22 protein-coding genes and 4 pseudogenes are annotated in these 19,481 nt (G+C 71.9%); 16 read left to right on the forward strand and 10 right to left on the reverse strand.

Annotated elements, in window-relative coordinates; genetic code table 11:
* Positions 1 to 272: 272 nt before the first annotated feature.
* The 8 genes and pseudogenes from G5V59_RS02720 (at position 273) to G5V59_RS02760 (ending at position 3,668) form a co-directional block, all read left to right on the forward strand.
* Positions 273 to 1,208, forward strand: a complete 936-nt coding sequence (locus G5V59_RS02720; protein ID WP_341350822.1) for a glycine cleavage T C-terminal barrel domain-containing protein — start codon at positions 273 to 275, stop codon at positions 1,206 to 1,208.
* 88 nt (positions 1,209 to 1,296) lie between these two features.
* Positions 1,297 to 1,470, forward strand: coding sequence for a hypothetical protein (locus G5V59_RS02725; RefSeq protein WP_278255504.1), 174 nt, complete (start codon positions 1,297 to 1,299; stop codon positions 1,468 to 1,470).
* A complete protein-coding gene (locus G5V59_RS35525) occupies positions 1,467 to 1,850 on the forward strand; it encodes a PhzF family phenazine biosynthesis isomerase (protein WP_341350823.1) in 384 nt (127 codons plus the stop codon). Before G5V59_RS02725 ends, G5V59_RS35525 begins: the two co-directional genes overlap by 4 nt.
* 72 nt (positions 1,851 to 1,922) lie before the next feature.
* Positions 1,923 to 2,174 carry a hypothetical protein gene (locus tag G5V59_RS02740; RefSeq protein WP_278260265.1) on the forward strand — a complete coding sequence of 84 codons (252 nt, stop codon included), beginning with the start codon at positions 1,923 to 1,925 and terminating at the stop codon, positions 2,172 to 2,174.
* Complete coding sequence (locus tag G5V59_RS02745) at positions 2,095 to 2,316, forward strand: PhzF family phenazine biosynthesis protein (RefSeq protein WP_278259598.1); 222 nt, start codon at positions 2,095 to 2,097, stop codon at positions 2,314 to 2,316. The genes G5V59_RS02740 and G5V59_RS02745 overlap by 80 nt, the downstream gene beginning before the upstream one ends.
* Positions 2,317 to 2,342: 26 nt before the next feature.
* Positions 2,343 to 3,140 (forward strand): annotated as a pseudogene (locus tag G5V59_RS02750) (thymidylate synthase).
* A gap of 26 nt (positions 3,141 to 3,166) precedes the next feature.
* Complete coding sequence (locus G5V59_RS02755) at positions 3,167 to 3,433, forward strand: dihydrofolate reductase (protein WP_278255505.1); 267 nt, start codon at positions 3,167 to 3,169, stop codon at positions 3,431 to 3,433.
* A 22-nt stretch (positions 3,434 to 3,455) separates the two neighbouring features.
* The gene (locus G5V59_RS02760; RefSeq protein ID WP_278259599.1) at positions 3,456 to 3,668 is read left to right on the forward strand and encodes a dihydrofolate reductase; all 213 of its coding nucleotides are present in this window, start codon (positions 3,456 to 3,458) and stop codon (positions 3,666 to 3,668) included.
* Positions 3,669 to 3,681: 13 nt separating this feature from the next.
* Here G5V59_RS02760 and G5V59_RS02765 read toward each other — a convergent pair whose 3' ends face one another.
* The 5 genes from G5V59_RS02765 to G5V59_RS02785 form a co-directional block, all read right to left on the reverse strand.
* Positions 3,682 to 4,206, reverse strand: a complete 525-nt coding sequence (locus G5V59_RS02765) for a hypothetical protein (protein WP_278255506.1) — start codon at positions 4,204 to 4,206, stop codon at positions 3,682 to 3,684.
* Entirely contained in the window at positions 4,133 to 4,330 is a 198-nt protein-coding gene (locus tag G5V59_RS02770; RefSeq protein ID WP_278255507.1) for a hypothetical protein, read from the reverse strand. Before G5V59_RS02770 ends, G5V59_RS02765 begins: the two co-directional genes overlap by 74 nt.
* Positions 4,309 to 5,595, reverse strand: coding sequence for a carboxypeptidase-like regulatory domain-containing protein (locus tag G5V59_RS02775; RefSeq protein ID WP_278255508.1), 1,287 nt, complete (start codon positions 5,593 to 5,595; stop codon positions 4,309 to 4,311). Before G5V59_RS02775 ends, G5V59_RS02770 begins: the two co-directional genes overlap by 22 nt.
* A 99-nt stretch (positions 5,596 to 5,694) precedes the next feature.
* Positions 5,695 to 6,792, reverse strand: a complete 1,098-nt coding sequence (locus tag G5V59_RS02780; protein ID WP_278255509.1) for a carboxypeptidase-like regulatory domain-containing protein — start codon at positions 6,790 to 6,792, stop codon at positions 5,695 to 5,697.
* Positions 6,705 to 8,006 (reverse strand): hypothetical protein, encoded by a 1,302-nt coding sequence (locus G5V59_RS02785; RefSeq protein ID WP_278255510.1) that lies wholly within the window; start codon positions 8,004 to 8,006, stop codon positions 6,705 to 6,707. Before G5V59_RS02785 ends, G5V59_RS02780 begins: the two co-directional genes overlap by 88 nt.
* Positions 8,007 to 8,129: 123 nt before the next feature.
* Here G5V59_RS02785 and G5V59_RS02790 point away from each other — a divergent pair, with 123 nt between their 5' ends.
* The 3 genes and pseudogenes from G5V59_RS02790 (at position 8,130) to G5V59_RS02800 (ending at position 11,671) form a co-directional block, all read left to right on the forward strand.
* The gene (locus tag G5V59_RS02790) at positions 8,130 to 9,023 is read left to right on the forward strand and encodes an LLM class F420-dependent oxidoreductase (protein ID WP_278255511.1); all 894 of its coding nucleotides are present in this window, start codon (positions 8,130 to 8,132) and stop codon (positions 9,021 to 9,023) included.
* Positions 9,024 to 9,124: 101 nt separating this feature from the next.
* Positions 9,125 to 9,298 (forward strand): annotated as a pseudogene (locus G5V59_RS02795) (dihydrodipicolinate synthase family protein); the annotation flags it as partial.
* Positions 9,299 to 9,979: 681 nt separating this feature from the next.
* Positions 9,980 to 11,671, forward strand: a pseudogene (locus G5V59_RS02800) (ribonuclease J).
* A 150-nt stretch (positions 11,672 to 11,821) separates the two neighbouring features.
* Here the strand turns inward: G5V59_RS02800 and G5V59_RS02805 are convergent.
* The 5 genes from G5V59_RS02805 to G5V59_RS02825 form a co-directional block, all read right to left on the reverse strand.
* Entirely contained in the window at positions 11,822 to 12,445 is a 624-nt protein-coding gene (locus tag G5V59_RS02805; protein WP_278255512.1) for a hypothetical protein, read from the reverse strand.
* Positions 12,442 to 12,777: a hypothetical protein gene (locus G5V59_RS02810; RefSeq protein ID WP_278255513.1), complete on the reverse strand. Its 336-nt coding sequence runs from the start codon at positions 12,775 to 12,777 to the stop codon at positions 12,442 to 12,444. The genes G5V59_RS02805 and G5V59_RS02810 overlap by 4 nt, the downstream gene beginning before the upstream one ends.
* A 179-nt stretch (positions 12,778 to 12,956) precedes the next feature.
* A complete protein-coding gene (locus tag G5V59_RS02815; protein WP_278255514.1) occupies positions 12,957 to 13,208 on the reverse strand; it encodes a M4 family metallopeptidase in 252 nt (83 codons plus the stop codon).
* Positions 13,209 to 13,242: 34 nt separating this feature from the next.
* On the reverse strand, positions 13,243 to 14,142 hold the full coding sequence (locus tag G5V59_RS02820) for a PA domain-containing protein (RefSeq protein WP_278255515.1): 900 nt from the start codon (positions 14,140 to 14,142) through the stop codon (positions 13,243 to 13,245).
* Complete coding sequence (locus G5V59_RS02825) at positions 14,139 to 14,834, reverse strand: hypothetical protein (protein ID WP_278255516.1); 696 nt, start codon at positions 14,832 to 14,834, stop codon at positions 14,139 to 14,141. The genes G5V59_RS02820 and G5V59_RS02825 overlap by 4 nt, the downstream gene beginning before the upstream one ends.
* A gap of 529 nt (positions 14,835 to 15,363) precedes the next feature.
* Here G5V59_RS02825 and G5V59_RS02830 point away from each other — a divergent pair.
* The 5 genes and pseudogenes from G5V59_RS02830 to G5V59_RS02845 all read left to right on the forward strand — a co-directional run bounded on the left by G5V59_RS02830 (position 15,364) and on the right by G5V59_RS02845 (position 19,480).
* Positions 15,364 to 16,002: a hypothetical protein gene (locus G5V59_RS02830; RefSeq protein WP_278255517.1), complete on the forward strand. Its 639-nt coding sequence runs from the start codon at positions 15,364 to 15,366 to the stop codon at positions 16,000 to 16,002.
* 330 nt (positions 16,003 to 16,332) lie between these two features.
* A pseudogene (locus tag G5V59_RS35530) lies at positions 16,333 to 16,905 on the forward strand (DNA translocase FtsK); the annotation flags it as partial.
* 19 nt (positions 16,906 to 16,924) lie between these two features.
* The gene (locus G5V59_RS35535; RefSeq protein WP_341350824.1) at positions 16,925 to 17,395 is read left to right on the forward strand and encodes an FtsK/SpoIIIE domain-containing protein; all 471 of its coding nucleotides are present in this window, start codon (positions 16,925 to 16,927) and stop codon (positions 17,393 to 17,395) included.
* 16 nt (positions 17,396 to 17,411) lie between these two features.
* The gene (locus G5V59_RS02840; RefSeq protein WP_341350825.1) at positions 17,412 to 19,091 is read left to right on the forward strand and encodes a DNA translocase FtsK; all 1,680 of its coding nucleotides are present in this window, start codon (positions 17,412 to 17,414) and stop codon (positions 19,089 to 19,091) included.
* Positions 19,091 to 19,480, forward strand: coding sequence for a hypothetical protein (locus G5V59_RS02845; protein WP_278255519.1), 390 nt, complete (start codon positions 19,091 to 19,093; stop codon positions 19,478 to 19,480). Before G5V59_RS02840 ends, G5V59_RS02845 begins: the two co-directional genes overlap by 1 nt.
* The last annotated feature ends 1 nt before the right edge of the window (position 19,481 follow it).

Consider the following 19,481-nt stretch of genomic DNA (forward strand, 5'->3'; position numbering starts at 1 on the left):
GGCGGTGCGGAGCGCGAAGGTCGTCACCGGAGAGACGATATCCGGACGATCGGGCGATAGATTGCCGACCATGGCCGACGCGACCCCCCTGCAGTCCCCGCTCCACGACCGGCACGAGGCACTCGGCGCCAAGTTCTCCGAGTTCGGCGGCTGGCTGATGCCGCTGGAGTACCCCACCGGCGTGGTCAAGGAGCACACCGCGGTCCGCGACGGCGTCGGCATCTTCGACGTCAGCCACCTCGGCAAGGCTCGTGGTCCGCGGCCCCGGTGCGGTGGACTTCCTCAACTCCACGCTGACCAACGACCTGCACCGGATCGGGCCCGGCAAGGCGCAGTACAGCCTCGTCGTGGACGACGCCACGGGCGGGATCGTCGACGACGTCTTCACCTACTACCGCGACGACGAGCACGTGCTGGTGGTGCCGAACGCCTCCAACAACGAGGAGGTACGACGCCGCCTGGTGGCTGCCGCGCCCGAGGGCGTCGAGGTCGTCGACCACCACCGCGACTACGTCGTCCTGGCCGTGCAGGGCGCCAGGTCCGACGACGTGGTGGCGGCCGTGGGCCTGCCCGTCGGGCACGAGTACCTCACCTTCGTCGAGGCGCCCTGGGAGGCCGGCGACGGTGACCCCGACCCCGACGCGACGATCATCGTGTGCCGCACCGGCTACACCGGGGAGCGCGGCTACGAGTCGATCGCGCCGAGCGGCCTGGCCCCGGCGCTGTGGGACGCGCTGATGGAGAAGGGCGCGGCGTTCGGCCTCGTGCCGGCCGGCCTGGGCGCCCGGGACACGCTGCGCACCGAGATGGGCTACCCGCTGCACGGGCAGGACATCGGCCCCGAGGTCAACCCGGTCGAGGCGCGCCTCGGCTGGGCCGTCGGCTGGAAGAAGCCGGCCTTCTGGGGCCGCGACAAGTCTGCTCGCCGAGAAGGAGGCCGGCTCGCGCCGCAAAGCCTGGTGGGTCTGGTCTCGACCGGGCGCGCGATCCCGCGCCCGCACATGAGCGTGCGGCTGCTGCGCGACGTGCCTCTCGGCGAGGTGACGTCCGGGACCTTCTCCCCGACGCTCAAGAAGGGCATCGCCCTCGCGCTCGTCGCGGCCACCGTCGCCGACGACGGAGAGGTCACCGTCGACGTGCGAGGCCGGCCCGAGGTGTTCCAGGTGACCAAGCCGCCATTCGTCCAGCCGTCGGTGCGGGAGGCTTGAGCGGTGAACCTCCCCGAGCAGCCGTCGCCGTCCACCTTCCGTCCCTCCAGCGAGCAGCCCTGGCACTGGCGCCTCGAGGACGCCTCCGGTGCCGAGGTCGCGGTCACCGGAGAGGCTCGCTGGCCAGACCTTCCCGAGCCAGGGCGACGCGGAGTCCTGGGTCGGTGAGATCTGGCACGAGCTCGCCGACGCCGGGGTGGCCCAGGTGACCCTCTTCGAGTCCGACCGCGAGGTCTACGGCCCGATGTCGCTCAGCGCATGAGCGGCACCGGCGAGGCCCGGGCCTTCCGGCAGGTCGACGTCTTCACCGCCGAGCCGCTGCTCGGCAACCCGGTGGCGGTGGTGCACGACGCCGACGGCCTCAGCGACGAGCAGATGCAGGCCTTCGCCCGCTGGACCAACCTCAGCGAGACCACCTTCCTGCTCGCGCCGGAGGACCCCGCGGCGGACTACCGGTTGCGGATCTTCACCACCGAGACCGAGTCTGCCGTTCGCCGGTCACCCCACCCTCGGTTCCGCGCACGCGTGGCTGGAGGCGGGCGGCGTACCGGCGGGGGAGCGGCTGGTCCAGGAGTGCGGCGTCGGGCTCGTCGAGCCTGCGCCGTGACGGTGGCCGGCTGGCGTTCGCGGCGCCCGACCTGATCCGCTCCGGCCCGGTCGAGGAGGAGCCTGGTCCGGCGGATCGTCTCCGCGCTCGGCATCGAGCGTGACGACGTGCTCGACGTCGCCTGGGCCGACAACGGCCCGGGCTGGGTGGGTGTGCGGATGGAGTCCGCCGCGGCGGTGCTCGCCCTCGAGCCGTCGTACGGCGAGCCTGCCGGTCGATGTCGGCGTCGTCGGCCCGCACCCCGAGGGCGCCGAGTGCGCCGCCGAGGTCCGTGCCTTCGTGCCGCACGCCGCCGGCATCACCGAGGACCCGGTGACCGGCTCGCTCAACGCCTCGCTGGCGCAGTGGCTGGCCGGTGACGTGCTCCCGGCGTCGTACGTCGCCGCGCAGGGCACGGCGATCGGGCGCCGCGGCCGGATCCACGTCGAGACCGCCGAGGACGGCACGATCTGGGTGGGCGGGGACACGCTCTCGACCATCTCCGGACGGGTCACCCTCTGAGGCCGGTCGCGAACTAGGCTGGGGGCGTGCGCCAGTACCTCGACCTCGTCCAGCGGATCCTCGACGAGGGCACCGAGAAGGGCGACCGGACCGGCACCGGGACGCTGAGCGTCTTCGGCCACCAGATGCGCTTCGACCTGACCGAGGGCTTCCCGCTGGTCACCACGAAGAAGGTCCACACCCGCTCGGTGTTCGGCGAGCCTGCTGTGGTTCCTGCGCGGCGACACCAACGTGAAGTGGCTGCAGGACCGGGGCATCACGATCTGGGACGAGTGGGCCGACGAGAACGGCGACCTCGGCCCGGTCTACGGCGCGCAGTGGCGCTCCTGGCCGACGCCCGACGGCGGGCACATCGACCAGGCTCGCCCAGGTGATCCGCCAGGTCCGGGAGAACCCCGACAGCCGCCGGCACGTCGTCTCCGCGTGGAACCCCAGCCAGGTCGACGACATGGCGCTGCCGCCGTGCCACAGCCTCTTCCAGTTCTACGTCGCGGACGGGAGGCTCAGTCGCCGACTCTACCAGCGCTCGGCGGACGTCTTCCTCGGCGTGCCGTTCAACATCGCGTCGTACGCCCTGCTGACGCACATGGTCGCCCAGGTCGCCGGTCTCGGCGTCGGCGACTTCGTGCACACCCTCGGCGACGCGCACCTGTACTCCAACCACCTCGAGCAGGCGCACCTCCAGGCTCACCCGCGAGCCGCGCCCGCTGCCGCGGCTGGTGCTGAACCCGGCCATCACCGAGATCGACGCCTTCGACCTGGAGGACATCGCGGTCGAGGGCTACGACCCGCACCCCGCGATCAAGGCCCCGATCGCGGTATGACGACTCCTGCCGGGCGGCGGGTCACGATGGTGGCCGCCGTCGCCGAGAACGGCGTCATCGGCGCCGACGCCGACATCCCGTGGAAGATCTCCGAGGACTTCGCCCACTTCAAGGCGACCACGACCGGCCACGTGCTCGTCATGGGCCGCACCACCCACGAGGGCATCGGCCGGCCGCTGCCGGGCCGGACCACCGTCGTGCTCACCCGCGACACCGACTGGTCCGCCGAGGGCGTCCACGTCGCGCACTCGATCACCCACGCGCTGGACCTGGCCGACGAGCCTGCTGCGTGAGCAGCCGGCCGACCGGCAGGTGATGATCGGCGGCGGTGCTGCCGTCTACGACGCCGCGCTGCCGTACGCCGACGAGCAGGTCCTCTCCGAGATCCCGCTCTCCCCGGAGGGCGACACCCACTACCCGGAGTTCAGCCGCAAGCGCTGGCGCGAGGTGCGCCGCGAGCCGCGCGAGGGCTTCACCATCGTGTGGTGGGAGCGGGTCCTCGCCTGCGGCGGCGGCGCGACCTCGTAGGGCTCGGAGAGATTCAGGGAGACGAGGTCGCGCGCTCGAGCGCGAAGGTCGCGACCGTGCGCAGTCCGGGGCGGTTGTGCAGGACTGGTCCCGACGAGCCGTCCGCGGACCCGCCGCGGAAGCACGCGGGGCGGTAGCCCACGGCCTCCACACAGATGCGGGCCTCGTCCCAGCGAGGGAAGCGGGGATTCATGCCGGTCGCGCCCATCGAGGGCGGGAAGACCGCATGGTCGGGGAACCCGAAGCCCTGGTCCGTCCCCCAGACCAAGGCGCCGCCCTGGTCGTTGGCCGGGGTGACCTTGACTGTCGGTCCCGGGATCGGCTTGCCGGTCGTGGCGTCGTAGACCCAGGCTCCGAAGTAGGCGTCCAGGCCCACGACGACGGTCGTCGTGGCGGTCTGTCCGGGGACCAGTGTCGGTCGCCACCCGCAGCCGACGCTGTAGCCGGCATGGGTGCCCGGACCGTCACCGCCGAGTCCGGCGCAGACCTTCTCGAAGGCGGGGTAGTCGGTCGCGACGAGACCCTTCAGGGTGGTCACGCCGTCCGCGTCGGTCCTGAACTCCGGGGAGACGTCGCCGGCGAAGAGCCTGGACCTGGACGCCGGGGGCGGGCCGGCCGTCGGGGGTGACGACCTTGACCTTCAGCGCGGCGGCCGGCTCCACGACGAGGTCGAGCGTGGTGTCGGCGCCGCCGACGACCGTCGCTCGCCGGCCCCCAGGCCTGGTACCCGCGGGGGCCCACCGTGGTGGCGTTGGTCGACACCCAGGTCGGGCCGGGGGTGACGCGGGTGAAGGAGTACCTGCCCGAGGCATCGGTGAGGACGCGGGTGCCGTCGAGGCTGTCCGAGATGTTGACCCACACACCCGCCACCGGCTCGCCCGTGTCGCTGCCGGTCACGACGCCGGACACGGAGCCCCGCGGTACGACGGCCAGGGGCTCGGCGTGGTGGCTCTCCCCGGTACGCAGCCTGAGCGATCCCGAGGGCGGTCAGCGGGACGCAGGTCTGCGGCAGGTTCAGCCCGCTCGTGCACAGCCTGGTACGACGTGTCCGCGCGGGGCACGAGGCCCTGGGCCCGGAAGCCTGCCGTCGTCGGTGCTCACCGCGGATCCGATCCTCTCGTCGGGCCTCGTGGTGGACGCCACGCTCACGGTCAGTCCGGCGACAGCCTTGCCGGTGGTGCTCTCGCGCACGCTGCCGGTGAGTGTGGCGGCCGGCGACGCGGTGAAGTCGGCGACCAGGGGCTCGCCGGAGGTGATGGATCGCTCCTGGCACGGCGACGACGTGTACCCGCCCGACGAAGCGCCGCCCGTAGGCTGCGTCCGGGTCGCTGCAGATCCGGACCATGCCGTCCCACACGGACCTGCGGATGCCCACGGCGACGGCGTAGCGGCCGGTGGCGTCGGTGGTCGCGGAGTAGGTGATCTCCGTGGACGGCTTGCGCACGAGGACGACGGCACCGCCGAGCGGCACGCCGTCGCTGTCCTGGACCCGGCCGGTGACGCTCCTCGTCGGGCGCAGAGCGATGTCGAGCCGGCCGGACGACGACACCGCGGTGGCGGTCCCGAACACACGCCGGTCGGCGGTGGTGGTGCGTGGGGCCGGATCGAAGTCCGCCCCTCCGATGCACTGGTTGGAGAAGCCGGTCGCCGAGGTGGGGTTGCCCGGCCGCTCGGCGTCGAAGCACACCCAGACGCCCTCGTCGGCGCGCAGGCCCGTCGTCAGCGACCACGTCCCGTCCGCGGCCGTGGTGGCGAGCGGTCGCTCGTCGCGCAGGTCGTTCTCCCGCACGACGTGCACCTCGACGCCTGCCACCGGGGCGCCGCTCGACTCCGCGGTGGCCCGGCCGCTGAGGGTGACCACCCGCAGGGGCGTGACGGTGAGGTCACGCTCGACGATCTCACCGGGCGTGGCGGTCGCGACGGTCACGTTGGCGCTGCGCTCGTAGCCCTGGGGCGCACCGTTGGTGACCAGCGAGGGGTCGGCTCCCAGGCTCCGTCCGCGGGTACTGCTTCGCCGAGATCCCGGTCAGCAGGTAGCTCGCCGTCCGCGGCCGTGGTGGCTGTCGGGATGAGCTCGGGAGGCCGGCGCCCGCCGGCGTAGACCAGGGCGCCGGCGACCGGCTCGCCCGTGTCGGCGTCCCGCACGACACCGCGGACCGAGACGGCGGGATCCACCGCGACGTCGTACGACGTCGTGGCGGCGTTGGTCACGACGAGTCTCGTCGCACGACGGCACGTAGCCCTGGGCGCTGCCGCCCGGGAACGAGCCGCCGGGTGCGCACACCTGGTAGCGGCCGACGGGCAGGTCGACGGCGTAGCGACCGTCGGCGCCGCTGGTCACGTGGTAGGACCGGCTGCCCTGCAGCGGGATGTCGTCATGGGACCCGAGGGTCACCCGCACCCCCGCGAGCGCCTGACCCGACCGCGCGTCCACGACCCGGCCGCTCACCGGCCGCGGCCGGTTGGGATCGGTGCGCACCGTGGTCGTGGCGACGGGGGAGGAGCCTCCCGTCCTGGCCGACGGCCCACACGGCGTAGGAGTAGTCGGTGTCGGCGTCCAGGTCGTCGTCGAGCATCGTGGTGACCGGCAGCGGCAGTGACCATCCGCCGCGGTCGAGCGGCTTCGCGGGCGGCGCGGTGCCGCGGGCGCGGGAGACCACGACGGAGTCTGCGCCGGGCGGGTTCGTCCAGCGCAGCGTGAACGCGCTGCCGGTGGAAGCCGCTCGCACCGGGCTCGGTCGCGCTGGGCGCCAGCGCAGTGGCGGTCAGGCCGGTCACCGGTCCGGGCGGGGTGCCCGCGGGGGTGGTCACGGTCGTCGTGACGGGCGTCGCGTAGTTGCCGCTGTCGTCGACCGCCCAGAGGGCGTAGACTGTACGTCCGGCCGGGCTCGACCATCTCGTCGGTGAAGGTCTCGGTGGACCAGGTGCGGCCGACGACCCAGCCCGAGGTCGGCGAGGCGGGGGCCGTGGTGCCCTCGGCGCGGGCGATGGCGACCGTCGAGCCGGGCGCCGTCGCAGGGCTCGTCCAGCGCAGGGTCACCGCGTGTGGTGCCCCGTCGGCGGACACCCCGGAGACCGGGCCGGACGGGGTGTCGGTCCCGTTGATCGCCTCTGCGCCGTGCACGGTGACGTCGCGGTAGCTCGCCCGCGCTGTCGAGGGTGTAGATCCAGAGGTACACCCGCTGGCGCGAGGTCAGGCCGCCCACCGTGTAGGCTCTCGGCCTTGCCGATGTCGGTGCCGGGTGGCGGCGACGTCGTCTGGCCGAGAGGCACGCCGCCGGTGTCGTGGACCTCGATGATGACGCGGGCGGCACCCGCGGGGTTGGTCCAGTGGAAGGTGACCTTGCCGGGGACGGCGGAGGTCCACACGTTCGAGACCAGGTCGGGGCCAGGACGTGCGCCGGAGGCGGGCGGTGAGGCGCCGGCGTCAGTGGTGGCGAACACCGAGTAGGCATAGGCCTCACCCGGCTCGACCGTGCTGTCCGTCGCTGTGGTGACCACGCCGCTCGTGGGCACGGCCGTGCCCGAGGTCGCGGTCGTCGGCGGGACGCTCCCCGCCGCGCGTCGTACGGCGACCGCCCGGGTACCGGTGGGGTTGTTCCAACGCAGCGACACCTGCCGCCCGGTCGAGGAGATCGTCAGGCCGGTCACGACGGCGGGGCCCGGGGCCACCGGCGAGACCGTCACGCTCGCCGACACGGCGGCGGTCCGGTAGCCCCGGGCGCCTACGCTGACGCGGTAGTGGGTGGGTCTCGCGAACGCCGGCACGACCGCCTGCCGGAACCGGCCGGTCGCGTCCGGCACGAGGCTGCGCACGGTGGACCAGGTGGTCGCCGTGCCGGTGCGCTGCTGGAGCACGACCGGGGTGCCGCCCAGCCACGGCGAGACCAGCCCGGACAGGGAGACGGCGCTGCCCTCGACCGGGGTCAGGTTCGAGGCTGCGAGGGAGGCGCGGACCGGGACGCGGACGACGACGGAGCGCACCGGGGAGACGGCGGCGGAGCGGGTCGCGGTGCCGGCCGCGTCGGCGCGAAAGCGGTACGTCGCTCCGGTGCCGGGGGCGCGGACCGAGACCGCGTAGCCGCCGGAGGCGGTGGTGGTCCGGGTCCTGGCGACGACGACCCAGCGAGCCCCCGCCGCACGGCGGACCACGACCGGGCTGCCCTTCGGAGTCCTGGTGAGCGTGCCGCGCAGGGTCATCGCGGCTCCGGTGGCGGTGGCTGTCGGCGCCTGCAGTGAGAGGGTCCGCCGCACCGCGGCGTCGCTCCGGGCGGGGGCGAAGCCCAGGACCAGCGCAACGGCGGTCAGGGCGGCTGCGCACCACCGGAATGTCCCCATGACGTCCTCCGTAGTCGGTGGCCGGATCCTAGGCGAGCGCGACCGCGCCGTCAGCACGTCGTGACCGGAACTGACAAGGGATGGCAGGGCGCGGCGTCACCGGCTGCCTGAGAGGGTGGGGCCATGGAGCTCCGCGTCTTCACCGAACCGCAGCAGGGTGCGACCTACGACGACCTGCTGGCCGTCGCGCTCGAGGCCGAGAGGCTCGGCTTCGGCGCCTTCTTCCGCAGCGACCACTACCTGCACATGAGCGGGGACGGGCTGCCCGGGTCGACCGACGCCTGGACCACGCTGGCGGGCCTGGCGCGCGAGACCAGCACGATCCGGCTCGGCACGATGATGACGAGCGCGACCTTCCGCCACCCCGGCGTGCTGGCGATCCAGGTCGCGCAGGTGGACCAGATGAGCGGCGGCCGGGTGGAGCTCGGCATCGGTGCCGGCTGGTTCACCCAGGAGCACGAGGCCTACGGCATCCCGTTCCCGGACACCAAGGAGCGCTTCGAGCGGTACGCCGAGCAGGCTCGAGCCTGGTCACCGGCCTGTGGGCCACGCCGGTGGGGGAGCGCTACACCTTCGCCGGCGACCAGTACCAGGCTCACCGACAGCCCGGCGCTGCCGAAGCCGGTGCAGAGCCGTGGTCACCGCGGCGGCGTACCGATCCTGGTCGGCGGGCTGGGCAAGAAGAAGACGCCGGCCCTCGCGGCGGCCTACGCCGACGAGTTCAACCTGCCGTTCGCGGACGAGGAGACGACGGCGGCGCAGTTCGCCCGGGTCCGGCAGGCCGCGGAGCAGATCCGCCGCGACCCCGACGAGATCACCTGGTCCAACGCGCTCGTCCTGTGCGTCGGTGCGGACGAGGCGGAGATCGCCCGCCGGGCCGCCGCGATCGGGCGCGAGGTGGACGAGCCTGCGCACCAACGGCCTGGCCGGTACGCCGGCCGAGGTGGTCGAGAAGATCAAGCGGTTCGAGGCGCTGGGCAGCGAGCGGGTCTACCTCCAGGTGCTCGACCTCAGTGACCTCGACCACCTGCGCCTCGTGGCGGCGGAGGTCGTGCCGCACCTGTGACGATAGGCTGGGCGCCATGACTTCTGCACCCTTCGGCACCGTGTTGACCGCGATGGTCACGCCGCTCCACGAGGACGGCTCCGTCGACCTGGACGGCGTGCAGAAGGTGGCCCAGCACCTCGTCGACAACGGCCACGACGGGATCGTGGTGTCCGGCACGACCGGTGAGTCGCCCACGACCACCGGTGCCGAGGACGGCGAGACGCTGGCTGCCGTCAAGGACGCGGTCGGCGACCGGGCGGCGATCGTCGCCGGTGTCGGCACCAACGACACCCGGCACTCCGTCGAGCCTGGCCCAGCAGGCCGCGAAGGCCGGCGCCGATGCGCTGCTGCTCGTCACGCCGTACTACAACAAGCCCAGCCAGGGCGGGGTCCTGCAACACTTCCGCTTGGTCGCCGACGCCACCGACCTGCCGATCATGGCCTACGACGTGCCGGGCCGGACCGCCACCAAGATCGCGCTAGAGACCTACCGCGAGTCGGCGACCTGGGACAAGATCACCGCCGTCAAGGACGCCACCGGCGACCTGGCCCGCACCGCCCAGGCCTGGTCGACCTCGGCTTCGCGGTCTACTCCGGCGACGACATCAACACCCTGGGCTACCTCGCCTACGGCGCCGCGGGCGTCGTCTCCGTCGCGGGCCACGTCTGCGGCAACCAGGCTCCGCGCGATGATCGACGCCTTCCACGCGGGCGACCACGCCGAGGCGCTGCGCATCCACACCTCGCTGGTGCCGGCGTTCGACGCGATCATGGGTGTGCCCAACTACGGCGCCACCACGGCCAAGGCTGCACTGGAGCTCGTCGGGGTGCTGGACAACCGCGTCGTCCGACCTCCGTTGCTGGCGCTCGACGAGGCCGAGGTCGCCGATCTCCGGGCCGGGCTGACCGCGGCGGGGCTCCTCTGATGAGCCACCCGCACCCCGAGCTCTCCGCCCCGCCGAAGGCTGCCGAAGGGCGGCCTCCGGGTCATCCCGCTGGGCGGCCTGGGCGAGGTCGGCCGCAACATGACCGTCTTCGAGTACGACGGCCGGCTGCTCATCGTCGACTGCGGCGTCCTCTTCCCCGACGACCACCAGCCGGGCGTCGACCTGATCCTGCCGGACTTCGGCCCGATCCGGGACCGGCTCGACAAGGTGGAGGCGCTGGTCCTGACCCACGGTCACGAGGACCACATCGGCGCCACGCCGTACCTCCTGCGGGAGCGCCAGGACATCCCGCTCGTCGGCTCCGAGCCTGACCCTGGCCCTGGTGAACTCCAAGGCTCCGCGAGCACCGCCTGCGCCAGACGCCGTTCTACACGGTCAAGGAGGGCGACACGATCTCCTTCGGGCCCTTCGAGCTCGAGTTCGTCGCGGTCAACCACTCCATCCCCGACGCGCTCGCGGTCGCCATCCGCACCGGTGCCGGCCTGGTGCTGCACACCGGCGACTTCAAGATGGACCAGGCTCCCGCTGGACGGCCGGATCACCGACCTGCGCGCGTTCGCGCGGCTGGGCGAGGAGGGCGTCGACCTCTTCCTCACCGACTCCACCAACGCCGAGGTCCCGGGCTTCACCACCGCCGAGAAGCGGATCACCCCGGTGCTCAACCAGGCGTTCTCCGAGTCCAAGCAGCGAATCATCGTGGCCTGCTTCGCCTCCCACGTGCACCGCGTCCAGCAGGTGCTCGACGCCGCCGTGCTGCACGACCGCAAGGTGGCCTACGTCGGCCGCTCGATGGTGCGCAACATGGCGATCGCCCGCGACCTGGGCTACCTCAAGGTGCCGCCGGGGGTGATGGTCGAGGCCAAGGAGCTCGCCGACCTGCCGCCCGAGCGTCAGGTGCTCATCTCCACCGGGTCCCAGGGCGAGCCGCTCAGCGCGCTGGCCCGGATCGCCCACCGCACCCACAACTTCGTGCACCTGGAGGAGGGCGACACCGTCGTCCTGGCCTCCAGCCTGATCCCCGGCAACGAGAACGCCGTGTACCGGGTCATCAACGGCCTGGCCCGGCTCGGCGCCCGCGTCGTCCACAAGGGCAACGCGCTGGTGCACGTCTCCGGGCACGCCAGCGCCGGCGAGTTCGCTCTACTGCTACAACATCGTCAAGCCGCGCAACGTCCTGCCCGTGCACGGCGAGGTGCGGCACATGCTCGCCAACGGCGACCTGGCCCGCCAGACCGGCGTCGAGAACGTCGTGTACGCCGAGGACGGTGTCGTGGTCGACCTCGTCGACGGTGTCGCCGAGGTAGTCGGCAAGGTCGAGTGCGGCTACGTCTTCGTCGACGGGCAGTCCGTCGGCGACGTCACCGAGTCCGAGCTCAGGGACCGCCGCATCCTCGGCGAGGAGGGCTTCGTCTCGGTGATCGTGGTCGTCGACTCGGTCTCCGGCAAGGTCTCCGCCGGCCCCGAGATCCACGCCCGCGGTCACGCCTGGGCGGACTCCGACTTCAACGCCATCAAGCAGCCCATCGTCGACGCCGTCAACCGCGCCCTGACCGAGGGCAGCACCGACACCTACCAGCCTGCAGCAGGTCGTGCGCCGCACGATCGGCCGCTGGGTGAGCAACACCCACAAGCGCCGGCCGATGATCATCCCGGTGGTCGTCGAGGCCTGAGCGCCGCTGCCGAACGCCGAACGCCGAACGCCCCGCCCCTCCCGGAGGAGGAGCGGGGCGTTCGTCGTACGACGGGTGCTACTGCCGCCCGGCCAACCGGATCACGGTCTTGCCGGCGAACCTCGCGACCGCCTTGTCACCCGGGTAGGCTCACGTAGGCCCCCACGGAGCGGACGTGGTGCCGCCAGAGCCGGACGAGCCTGGCGCTTGGCGTTGATCGTCAGCACGCCGCGCACCACCTTGCCGGTGTAGACGCGTCCCTTGAACCGGATGGTCACCCGGCCGGTCGGGGTCGCGCCGCTCTTGACCTTGATCGCGACCTTGACGATGCCGTGCTTGGCGATCGCCTTCTTGGCCACCGTCGCCGGGCTCGGCTTCGGCGGGACCGGCGGGGTGACCGGCACGGTGCAGATGCTCAGCGCGACGTTGTCGATGTACCAGCCGTCGATGCCGTTGCAGCCGTCCATGCCGAAGTCGAAGCGGAACTGGACCTTGTCGCCCTGCTTCGCCAGCGCCGCGAGGCTGATGACCGACGAGCCCCAGGAACCGGTCGGCTGGCCGCCGTCGGTGCCGGTGAAGGCCGGCTGGCCGGCCATCGGGTCGGTGTTGCCCGCCGCGGCCGTGTCGAGCCTGGCCGCCCGGCGCGTTGTAGAGCCACGCGTCGGCCGGGACGAGGGCGAACGCGCCGCCGTTGACGCTGACCTTCACGTTGCCGCCGTCGAAGTTGACCTCGGAGGCGACGTAGTGGTCGAAGGAGAGCCGGGGGAGGCTCACCCGCGGGCACCGTCAGCGTCGGGGTGGTCACGCCGACCCGCGAGGAGTAGTCCTCGGCGTCGCCGTTGCAGACTGCCGAAGTTGCCGTCGTCGCCCTTGTCGTCGAAGTAGAGCACCGACGAGCCGCCCTTGTGCACGGTGCCGCCCTCGGTGACGAGGGGCAGCTTCGTGGTGACCGTGGGGTCGAAGTGGGCGTTCTCCGCCTCGACGTCCTTGGTCCAGGTGGCCGGCAGGCCGGACTCGAAGCCCTCGAACCAGAGGTTCTTGGTGACGGTGCCCTCGCCGCAGCCGACGGTGCCCTTGTCGAACATCGGCTTGAAGTTGCACTGCACCGGCTCGACCCGCAGGCTCGGTGGCCGCGGTCGCCTTGGCCACCGCCGCGCAGTCGGTCGCGGTGATGGGCGTCAACGCACCACCGTCGGCCTGGCTGCCACCGGTCGGGCTCTCACCCACGGCCGACTTCTTCAGCGTGGTGAGGCCGGTCAGGTCGGCGCACGACGCCTCGAGACCGTCAGCCAGGCTCGGCGAAGCCCGACGTCGAGGTGAGGTACGACGTCTGGGTGTGCCAGAAGATGTTCGCGGCCTTGTCGAGCCCGATGCCCGGAACGGTGACGCCGTTGAAGGTGCCGCCGTCGACGAGCAGCGCGTAGGTGTGGTTGACCACGCCGGAGTTGGTGTGCACGCCGCCGGAGTCGTCGGTGTCGCAGAAGTACTCCTCGTCGGACACCTTGGCCGGGTCGCCGTAGCAGTTCGGGTTCCACATGTCGCGGATCGCGCCGCCGAAGGCGGTGTCGCCCTCACCCGAGAGCCAGCGGTAGCTCGTCGTCGCGCGGGTCGGTCGCCGCGTCGTCCAGCGAGATCGTCAGCGGCGTGGTAGCCGCCTTGATCTTGGTGCCGTCTGCCTGGCTGACCATCGCGCCGTAGAGCTCGGAGTCACCGGCCACGGACGAGACGCCGTCGCGGTTGTTGCCGAAGATGATGCCCTTGGCGCCCGCGGCCTCGGCGTTGTCGATCTTGGTCGTGAAGGCGCACAGCCCGCGGTCGACGTAGACGAACTTGCCGGCCAGAGCGGCGGCGTTGCTGAAGGGGGAGCAGCCGTCGGTGTCGGTGCCGTCGGTCTCGACCGCGTCCTTGCCGACGACCAGGTCGCCCTCGACGTGGCTGATGATCGGGCCGAAGGAGGCCGCGACGCCGGTGCAGGTGCCGACCGGGTCGCTCACCACGACGGCGATGTCGCCGCGGGTGCCCTTCGAGCACTGGCCGTCGGTGCGGTGGGTCTCCTCGTCGGGGGAGTTGAACCGCGTGTTGAGCATGTCGACGGTCTCGCCCCAGATGTCGGAGTAGGCCTCGTTCATCGCGCCCGGCTGCCACTGGTAGAGCAGCCCGGAGGTGTACTCGGTGTAGGCGTGGCCCCACTCGTGCGCCACGGTGTCGTCCGAGGAGACGCCGGAGCAGTAGTTGGTGGACTTGCCGTTCCAGTTGGCGTTCGGGCAGTCGATGCTCGGGTCGTTGTTGACCGTGATCATCTTGGCGCCCTTGGCGTCGTAGGAGTCACGACCGAAGGAGTTCTTGAAGAACCAGTACGCCTCGCCGGTGCCGGCGACCTCGTTCTGCTGGTCGCTGTCCAGGGTGCCCGGGAAGGCGTCGCCCTCCGTCCACACCGGGCTGTCGCCGATCGACTGCTCGTGCAGACTCACGGTTGAGGGCGTGGTCGATCATCGAGTAGCGGTTGACCGGCTTGCCCGTCCTCGCGTCCAGCACGCTGGTCTCGCGAACCTGCTTGCCGTCGGTCACCTCGACGACCCAGGCGAGGAGGTTGCGGCCCTCGACGCCCTGGATGGCGCCCATCCGGTAGACGACGAGGTCGGCCTTCGTCACCGACAGGTCGGAGGCCTTCGGCTTCTTCGTCGCGGCCTCGCCGGCGCCTGCGGGCGCCTGGCTGGCCAGACTTGACCGCCTTGGCCTTGGCGGCGGCCTCGTCGAGGCGCGGGGTGACGTCGAGGTTCAGGTTCGGGGCGACGTACCCGGAGACCGAGGTGAGGTCGCCCTGGTTGTCGACGTGGGCGCGCAGGCTTGGCCGCGAAGACCGGCACGCCCTTGTAGGTCTGGGCGAAGTCGACGGTGTGACCCGTCGCGGTCGCGGTGGCCTTGCCGTTGCCGAGCCTGGCCGGGCGTCGTACCGAACGCCTTGGCGAACTTGGCGACGTAGCCGTCGGCCTTGGCAGCCGCGCCGGTCGCGGTCTTGCCGGTGCGCTCGGACGGGAAGAGGTCGCGGCTGGCGCTGACGAAGCCTGACCTCGTCGGTGGCGGGGGAGGTGGTCACGGTGACGTCGCCGTCGGCCTCCGCGCGCATCTCCTGGATGACCGAAGGATCCTTCGGGGCCGCCACGGCCGGTGTCGACAGGGGTACGACGGAAACTGCTGCGCCCACGAGGGAAAGGCCGATGCCCTTCCTCACGAGCTCCGAAAGGTTGACTCTCACGAAATGTTCTCCTCGAGATGGTCGTGCCTTCGGCGAGGTCGGAGTGGGCTCGCTCCGGGCACGTGGACCGCACGTTAGACCTCACCGATACGGGTGGTCCAGGGAAACTCGGGAAGAACTGCGTCGCGTTGGTGCAGGCAGCGCAGATCCTCCGCTTGGAACGAGCAAAATTTGACCGTCGAACGGCGCGCTCCGGCACCGCGTGTTGTCCCTGTGACGGATGGGACTTGTGGGTAGGTTGTGAGCATGGCGACCCGTACGTCTTCCCCGACGGCGTCGCGCAGCAGGACCACCCCTTCGTCACGCTCCGGCGCGAAGAAGACGACCAACTTCGCGATCGCGTAGTACGACCACCCAGCGCAAGAAGCCACCGGCCAAGAAGTCCGCAGCGGCCCGGCGGCCGGCACCCCGTGCCGTCCGCAGCGGTCCCGGACCGGTGCTGCGTGCCTTCACGGCGCTCGGCCGCGGGATCGCCGCGCTCTGGCTGGCCTTCGCGCACGGGATCGGCGCGGTCACCCGCGGGATCGGGCACAGCGCCCGCGAGATCGAGCCGGAGCAGCGTCGCGACGGCTTCGGCCTGCTGCTGTGCGGGCTCGCCCTCGTGATCGCCGCCGCGGTCTGGTTCGAGGTGCCCGGCGGCGTCATGGACTTCGCCCGCGCGGTCGTGTCGGGCACGGTCGGCAAGATCGGCTGGTTCGTCCCGTTGCTGGTCGTCCTCGCCGGCTTCCGGATCATGCGCGACCCGGTCGGCAACAGCCCGGCCGGCCGCCAGGTCATCGGCTGGACGGCGCTGTCCTTCGGCCTGCTCGGCATCGTGCACATCGCCAACGGCTCCCCGGAGCCCGTGCAGGGCGACACCACGGCGCTGCGCGACGGCGGCGGCGCGGTCGGGTACGTCGTCTCCGCGCTCCTGCTCGACCTGCTCCGCTCGGAGGCGGTGGTCGTGCTGCTGCTCGGGCTGCTGGCGTTCTTCGGCGTCCTGGTGATCACCGCGACGCCGCTCTACCGCATCCCCGACCGGATGCGCGAGACTCGGCGACCTCCTGCTGGGCCGGCACGCCGCCGAGACCGGTGACGAGACCCAGGCCTACCGCTTCGACGACACCTTCGAGCGGATGGGCGACCCGGCGTACGACAGCCCGGTGCTCGCCGAGCCGAAGAAGAAGCGCCGCAAGAAGAGCGAGCCGGTGCCGGAGGTCGAGGAGTCGATGGAGGCTCCTCGAGCCGATCGACGTCCCGCTCGCCGACGACGAGCCGGTCGACCCCGAGGCGGGCTCGAACGCGCTGATCGGCCGCAGGCTCAAGGCCGCCGCGGCCCCCGTGGCCGACGAGACCGGAGAGCTCGAGCCGCCGCCGCACGCGGACCTGCCGCAGCGCGTCGAGCAGGCTCGCCCTGTCCGGCGACATCGTCTACACGCTCCCCGACGCCTCCGCGCTCAAGCCGGGCGACCCGCACCGGGCCCGCTCCAAGGCCAGCGACGAGGTCGTGGCGCGCCTGCAGACCGTGCTCGACGAGTTCAACGTCGACGCCCAGGTCACCGGCTACACCCGCGGCCCGACGGTCACGCGCTACGAGATCGGTCTCGGCACCGGCGTCAAGGTCGAGAAGATCCTCGGCGTCCAGCGCAACATCTCCTACGCCGTCGGCTCCGAGGACGTGCGCATCCTGAGCCCGATCCCCGGCAAGTCCGCGGTGGGCGTGGAGATCCCGAACACCGACAAGGAGATCGTCTCCCTCGGCGACGTGCTCCGCTCCAACGTCGCGCGCAACGACCACCACCCGCTGGTCTCCGGTCTCGGCAAGGACGTCGAGGGCGGCTTCGTGGTCGCGAACCTCGCGAAGATGCCGCACCTGCTGGTCGCCGGCGCCACCGGCTCCGGAAAGTCGAGCTTCATCAACTCGATGATCACCTCGGTCCTGATGCGCTCCACGCCGGACGAGGTCCGGATGATCATGGTCGACCCGAAGCGCGTCGAGTTCCAACGCCTACGAGGGCGTGCCGCACCTGATCACGCCGATCATCACCAACCCCAAGAAGGCCGCCGAGGCCCTGGAGTGGGTGTGCCGCGAGATGGACATGCGGTACGACGACCTGGCGAACTTCGGCTTCCGCCACATCAACGACTTCAACAAGGCCGTGCGCGAGGGCAAGGTCGAGGTCCCGCCGGGCAGCGAGCGCACCCTGACGCCGTACCCCTACCTGCTGGTGATCGTCGACGAGTTCCGCCGACCTGATGATGGTGGCCCCGCGCGACGTGGAGAGCCTCGATCGTCCGGATCACCCAGGCTCGCCCGCGCCGCCGGCATCCACCTGGTGCTGGCCACCCAGCGCCCCAGCGTCGACGTCGTCACCGGCCTGATCAAGGCGAACGTGCCCTCGCGGCTGGCGTTCGCCACCTCCAGCCTCGCCGACTCCCGCGTCATCCTCGACACCCCCGGCGCCGAGAAGCCTGGTCGGCCAGGGTGACGGCCTCTTCCTGCCCATGGGGGCCTCGAAGCCGATACGAGTCCAGGGCTCGTGGGTCACCGAGCAGGAGATCCACCAGGTCGTCAAGCACTGCAAGACCCAGCCTGGAGCCGAGCCTACCGTGAGGACGTCACCGCTCCGGCGGCGTCGAACAAGGTCCTCGACGACGACATCGGCGACGACATGGACCTGGTGGTCCAGGCGATCGGTTCGATCGTCTCCACCCAGTTCGGGTCGACCTCGATGCTGCAGCGCAAGGCTCCGCGTCGGCTTCGCCAAGGCCGGCCGGTTGATGGACATCCTCGAGAGCCGGGGCGTCGTCGGACCCAGCGAGGGGTCCAAGGCACGCGACGTCCTGGTCAAGCCCGACGAGTCTCGACTCCGTGATCATGACCATCCAGGGGGAGGCGTGAGCCTGATGACCGAGAACCCGACGCAGTCCGAGCCCGACGAGCAGCCGGCCGCGACCGGCGCCAAGGTCGAGGTACGACGCAATGTCGCCCTCTCCGCGGGGGTCGGCGGCTTCGCGGCGCTGATGACCGCGGCCTTCGCGGCCCGTGCGTTCACCGGCGGCACCGTCCTGGACTGGCTGACCTTCGGCATCCTCGCCGTGGTCACCGTCGCCCACCTGGCCTCGCTGGCCGACGGCCGCGCCCCGCTGCTCGTCGCCGACGAGCACGGTGTCCGGCTGCGCCAGGGAGCGACGTGGCGCGGCATCGCCTGGGACGACATCGACTGCCTGGAGCACCTGCCGCGACGTGGCGTGCTGCACGACGGCCACCTCCTCGTCGACGGCTACGACGACCAGCGAACTCGTCGTACCGCTCACCCTGGCCACCCGCCTGGTCGGCGCCTCGGCGCTCTCGCTCAGCGACGTGCTCGCCGACCTCGCCGACGGCCGTGCCGACGTGGTGGAGGTCGTGCCGGGTCTCGACGACGAGCCCGCGACCCGCACCGCCGTCCCCAGCCTCAGCGACCTCTACACCGACGACGAGCCCGGGGCCGAGCCCGGCACCCGTCGCGGCATCGCGGCCCGCGTCGCCGCCGGCCTGACCGGGCGGACGGACGTGGTCGAGGACGAGGTGCAGGACGACACCGAGGCCACCGACGAGATCGTGCTCGCCGACGTCGAGCGCTTCGAGGACGACGCCGACAGCGAGGACACCGGGGAGATCGCCGCGGTCGTCGAGCAGGACGAGCCCGAGGAGGAGCCGCCGGCCCCCGGCCGCGACACGGTGCTGTCGGCCCGTGTCGAGATGCCCGCCACCGCGCGGGTCCAGGTCACCGCGCCGGTCGAGCCGCTGGCCCCGGCCGAGGACTCGGTCACCGTCGTCCTGGACGACCTCGCCGTCCGTCCGGCCGTCGACCCGGTGATCGGCCCGGAGATCCAGGCCGCGCGCGACCGGCTGCGGCTGAGCATCGACCAGGTCTCCGAGCGCACCCGGATCCGTCCGCACGTGATCGAGGCGATCGAGGTCGACGACTTCAGCCCGTGCGGCGGCGACTTCTACGCTCGCGGCCACCTGCGCACCATCGCGCGGGTGCTGGGTGTCGACGCCGGACCCCTCGTCGCCTCGTACGACGAGCGCTACGCCCACGAGCCGGTGGACCCGCGCCGGGTCTTCCAGTCCGAGCCTGGCGACCGGCACCGGGGGCGCGATCCGCAGCACCCGCGGCGGGCGCAACTGGTCGGTGATGATCGCGGCCGTGATGGGCGCGGTGCTGATCTGGTCGGTGGCCCGGCTGGTCATGGGCGGCGCCGAGCCGGCCGGCAAGGACCCGGTGCTCAACATGAGCGGCGGCGTCTCCGACACCGCGGCCACGCAGGGCGACCCGGTCAAGTCGACCCTCACCGCCGCGGGCGGGGGAGCGACGCTGAACATCCGCGACGGCGGCGGCAAGATCGTCTTCGACGGCAACCTGGCCTTCGGGCAGACCTCGGTCCTCAAGGTGGTCCCGCCGATCCGGATCTACACCACCGACGGCTCGGTGCTCTACGCCGTGGGTGGCGCCAAGCCGAAGCCCCTGGGCGAGACCGGCGTCGAGGCCAACAAGACCGTGGTGGCGCGCAAGGCCGGGTCCTGAG

The organism is Nocardioides convexus, assembly GCF_011090295.1.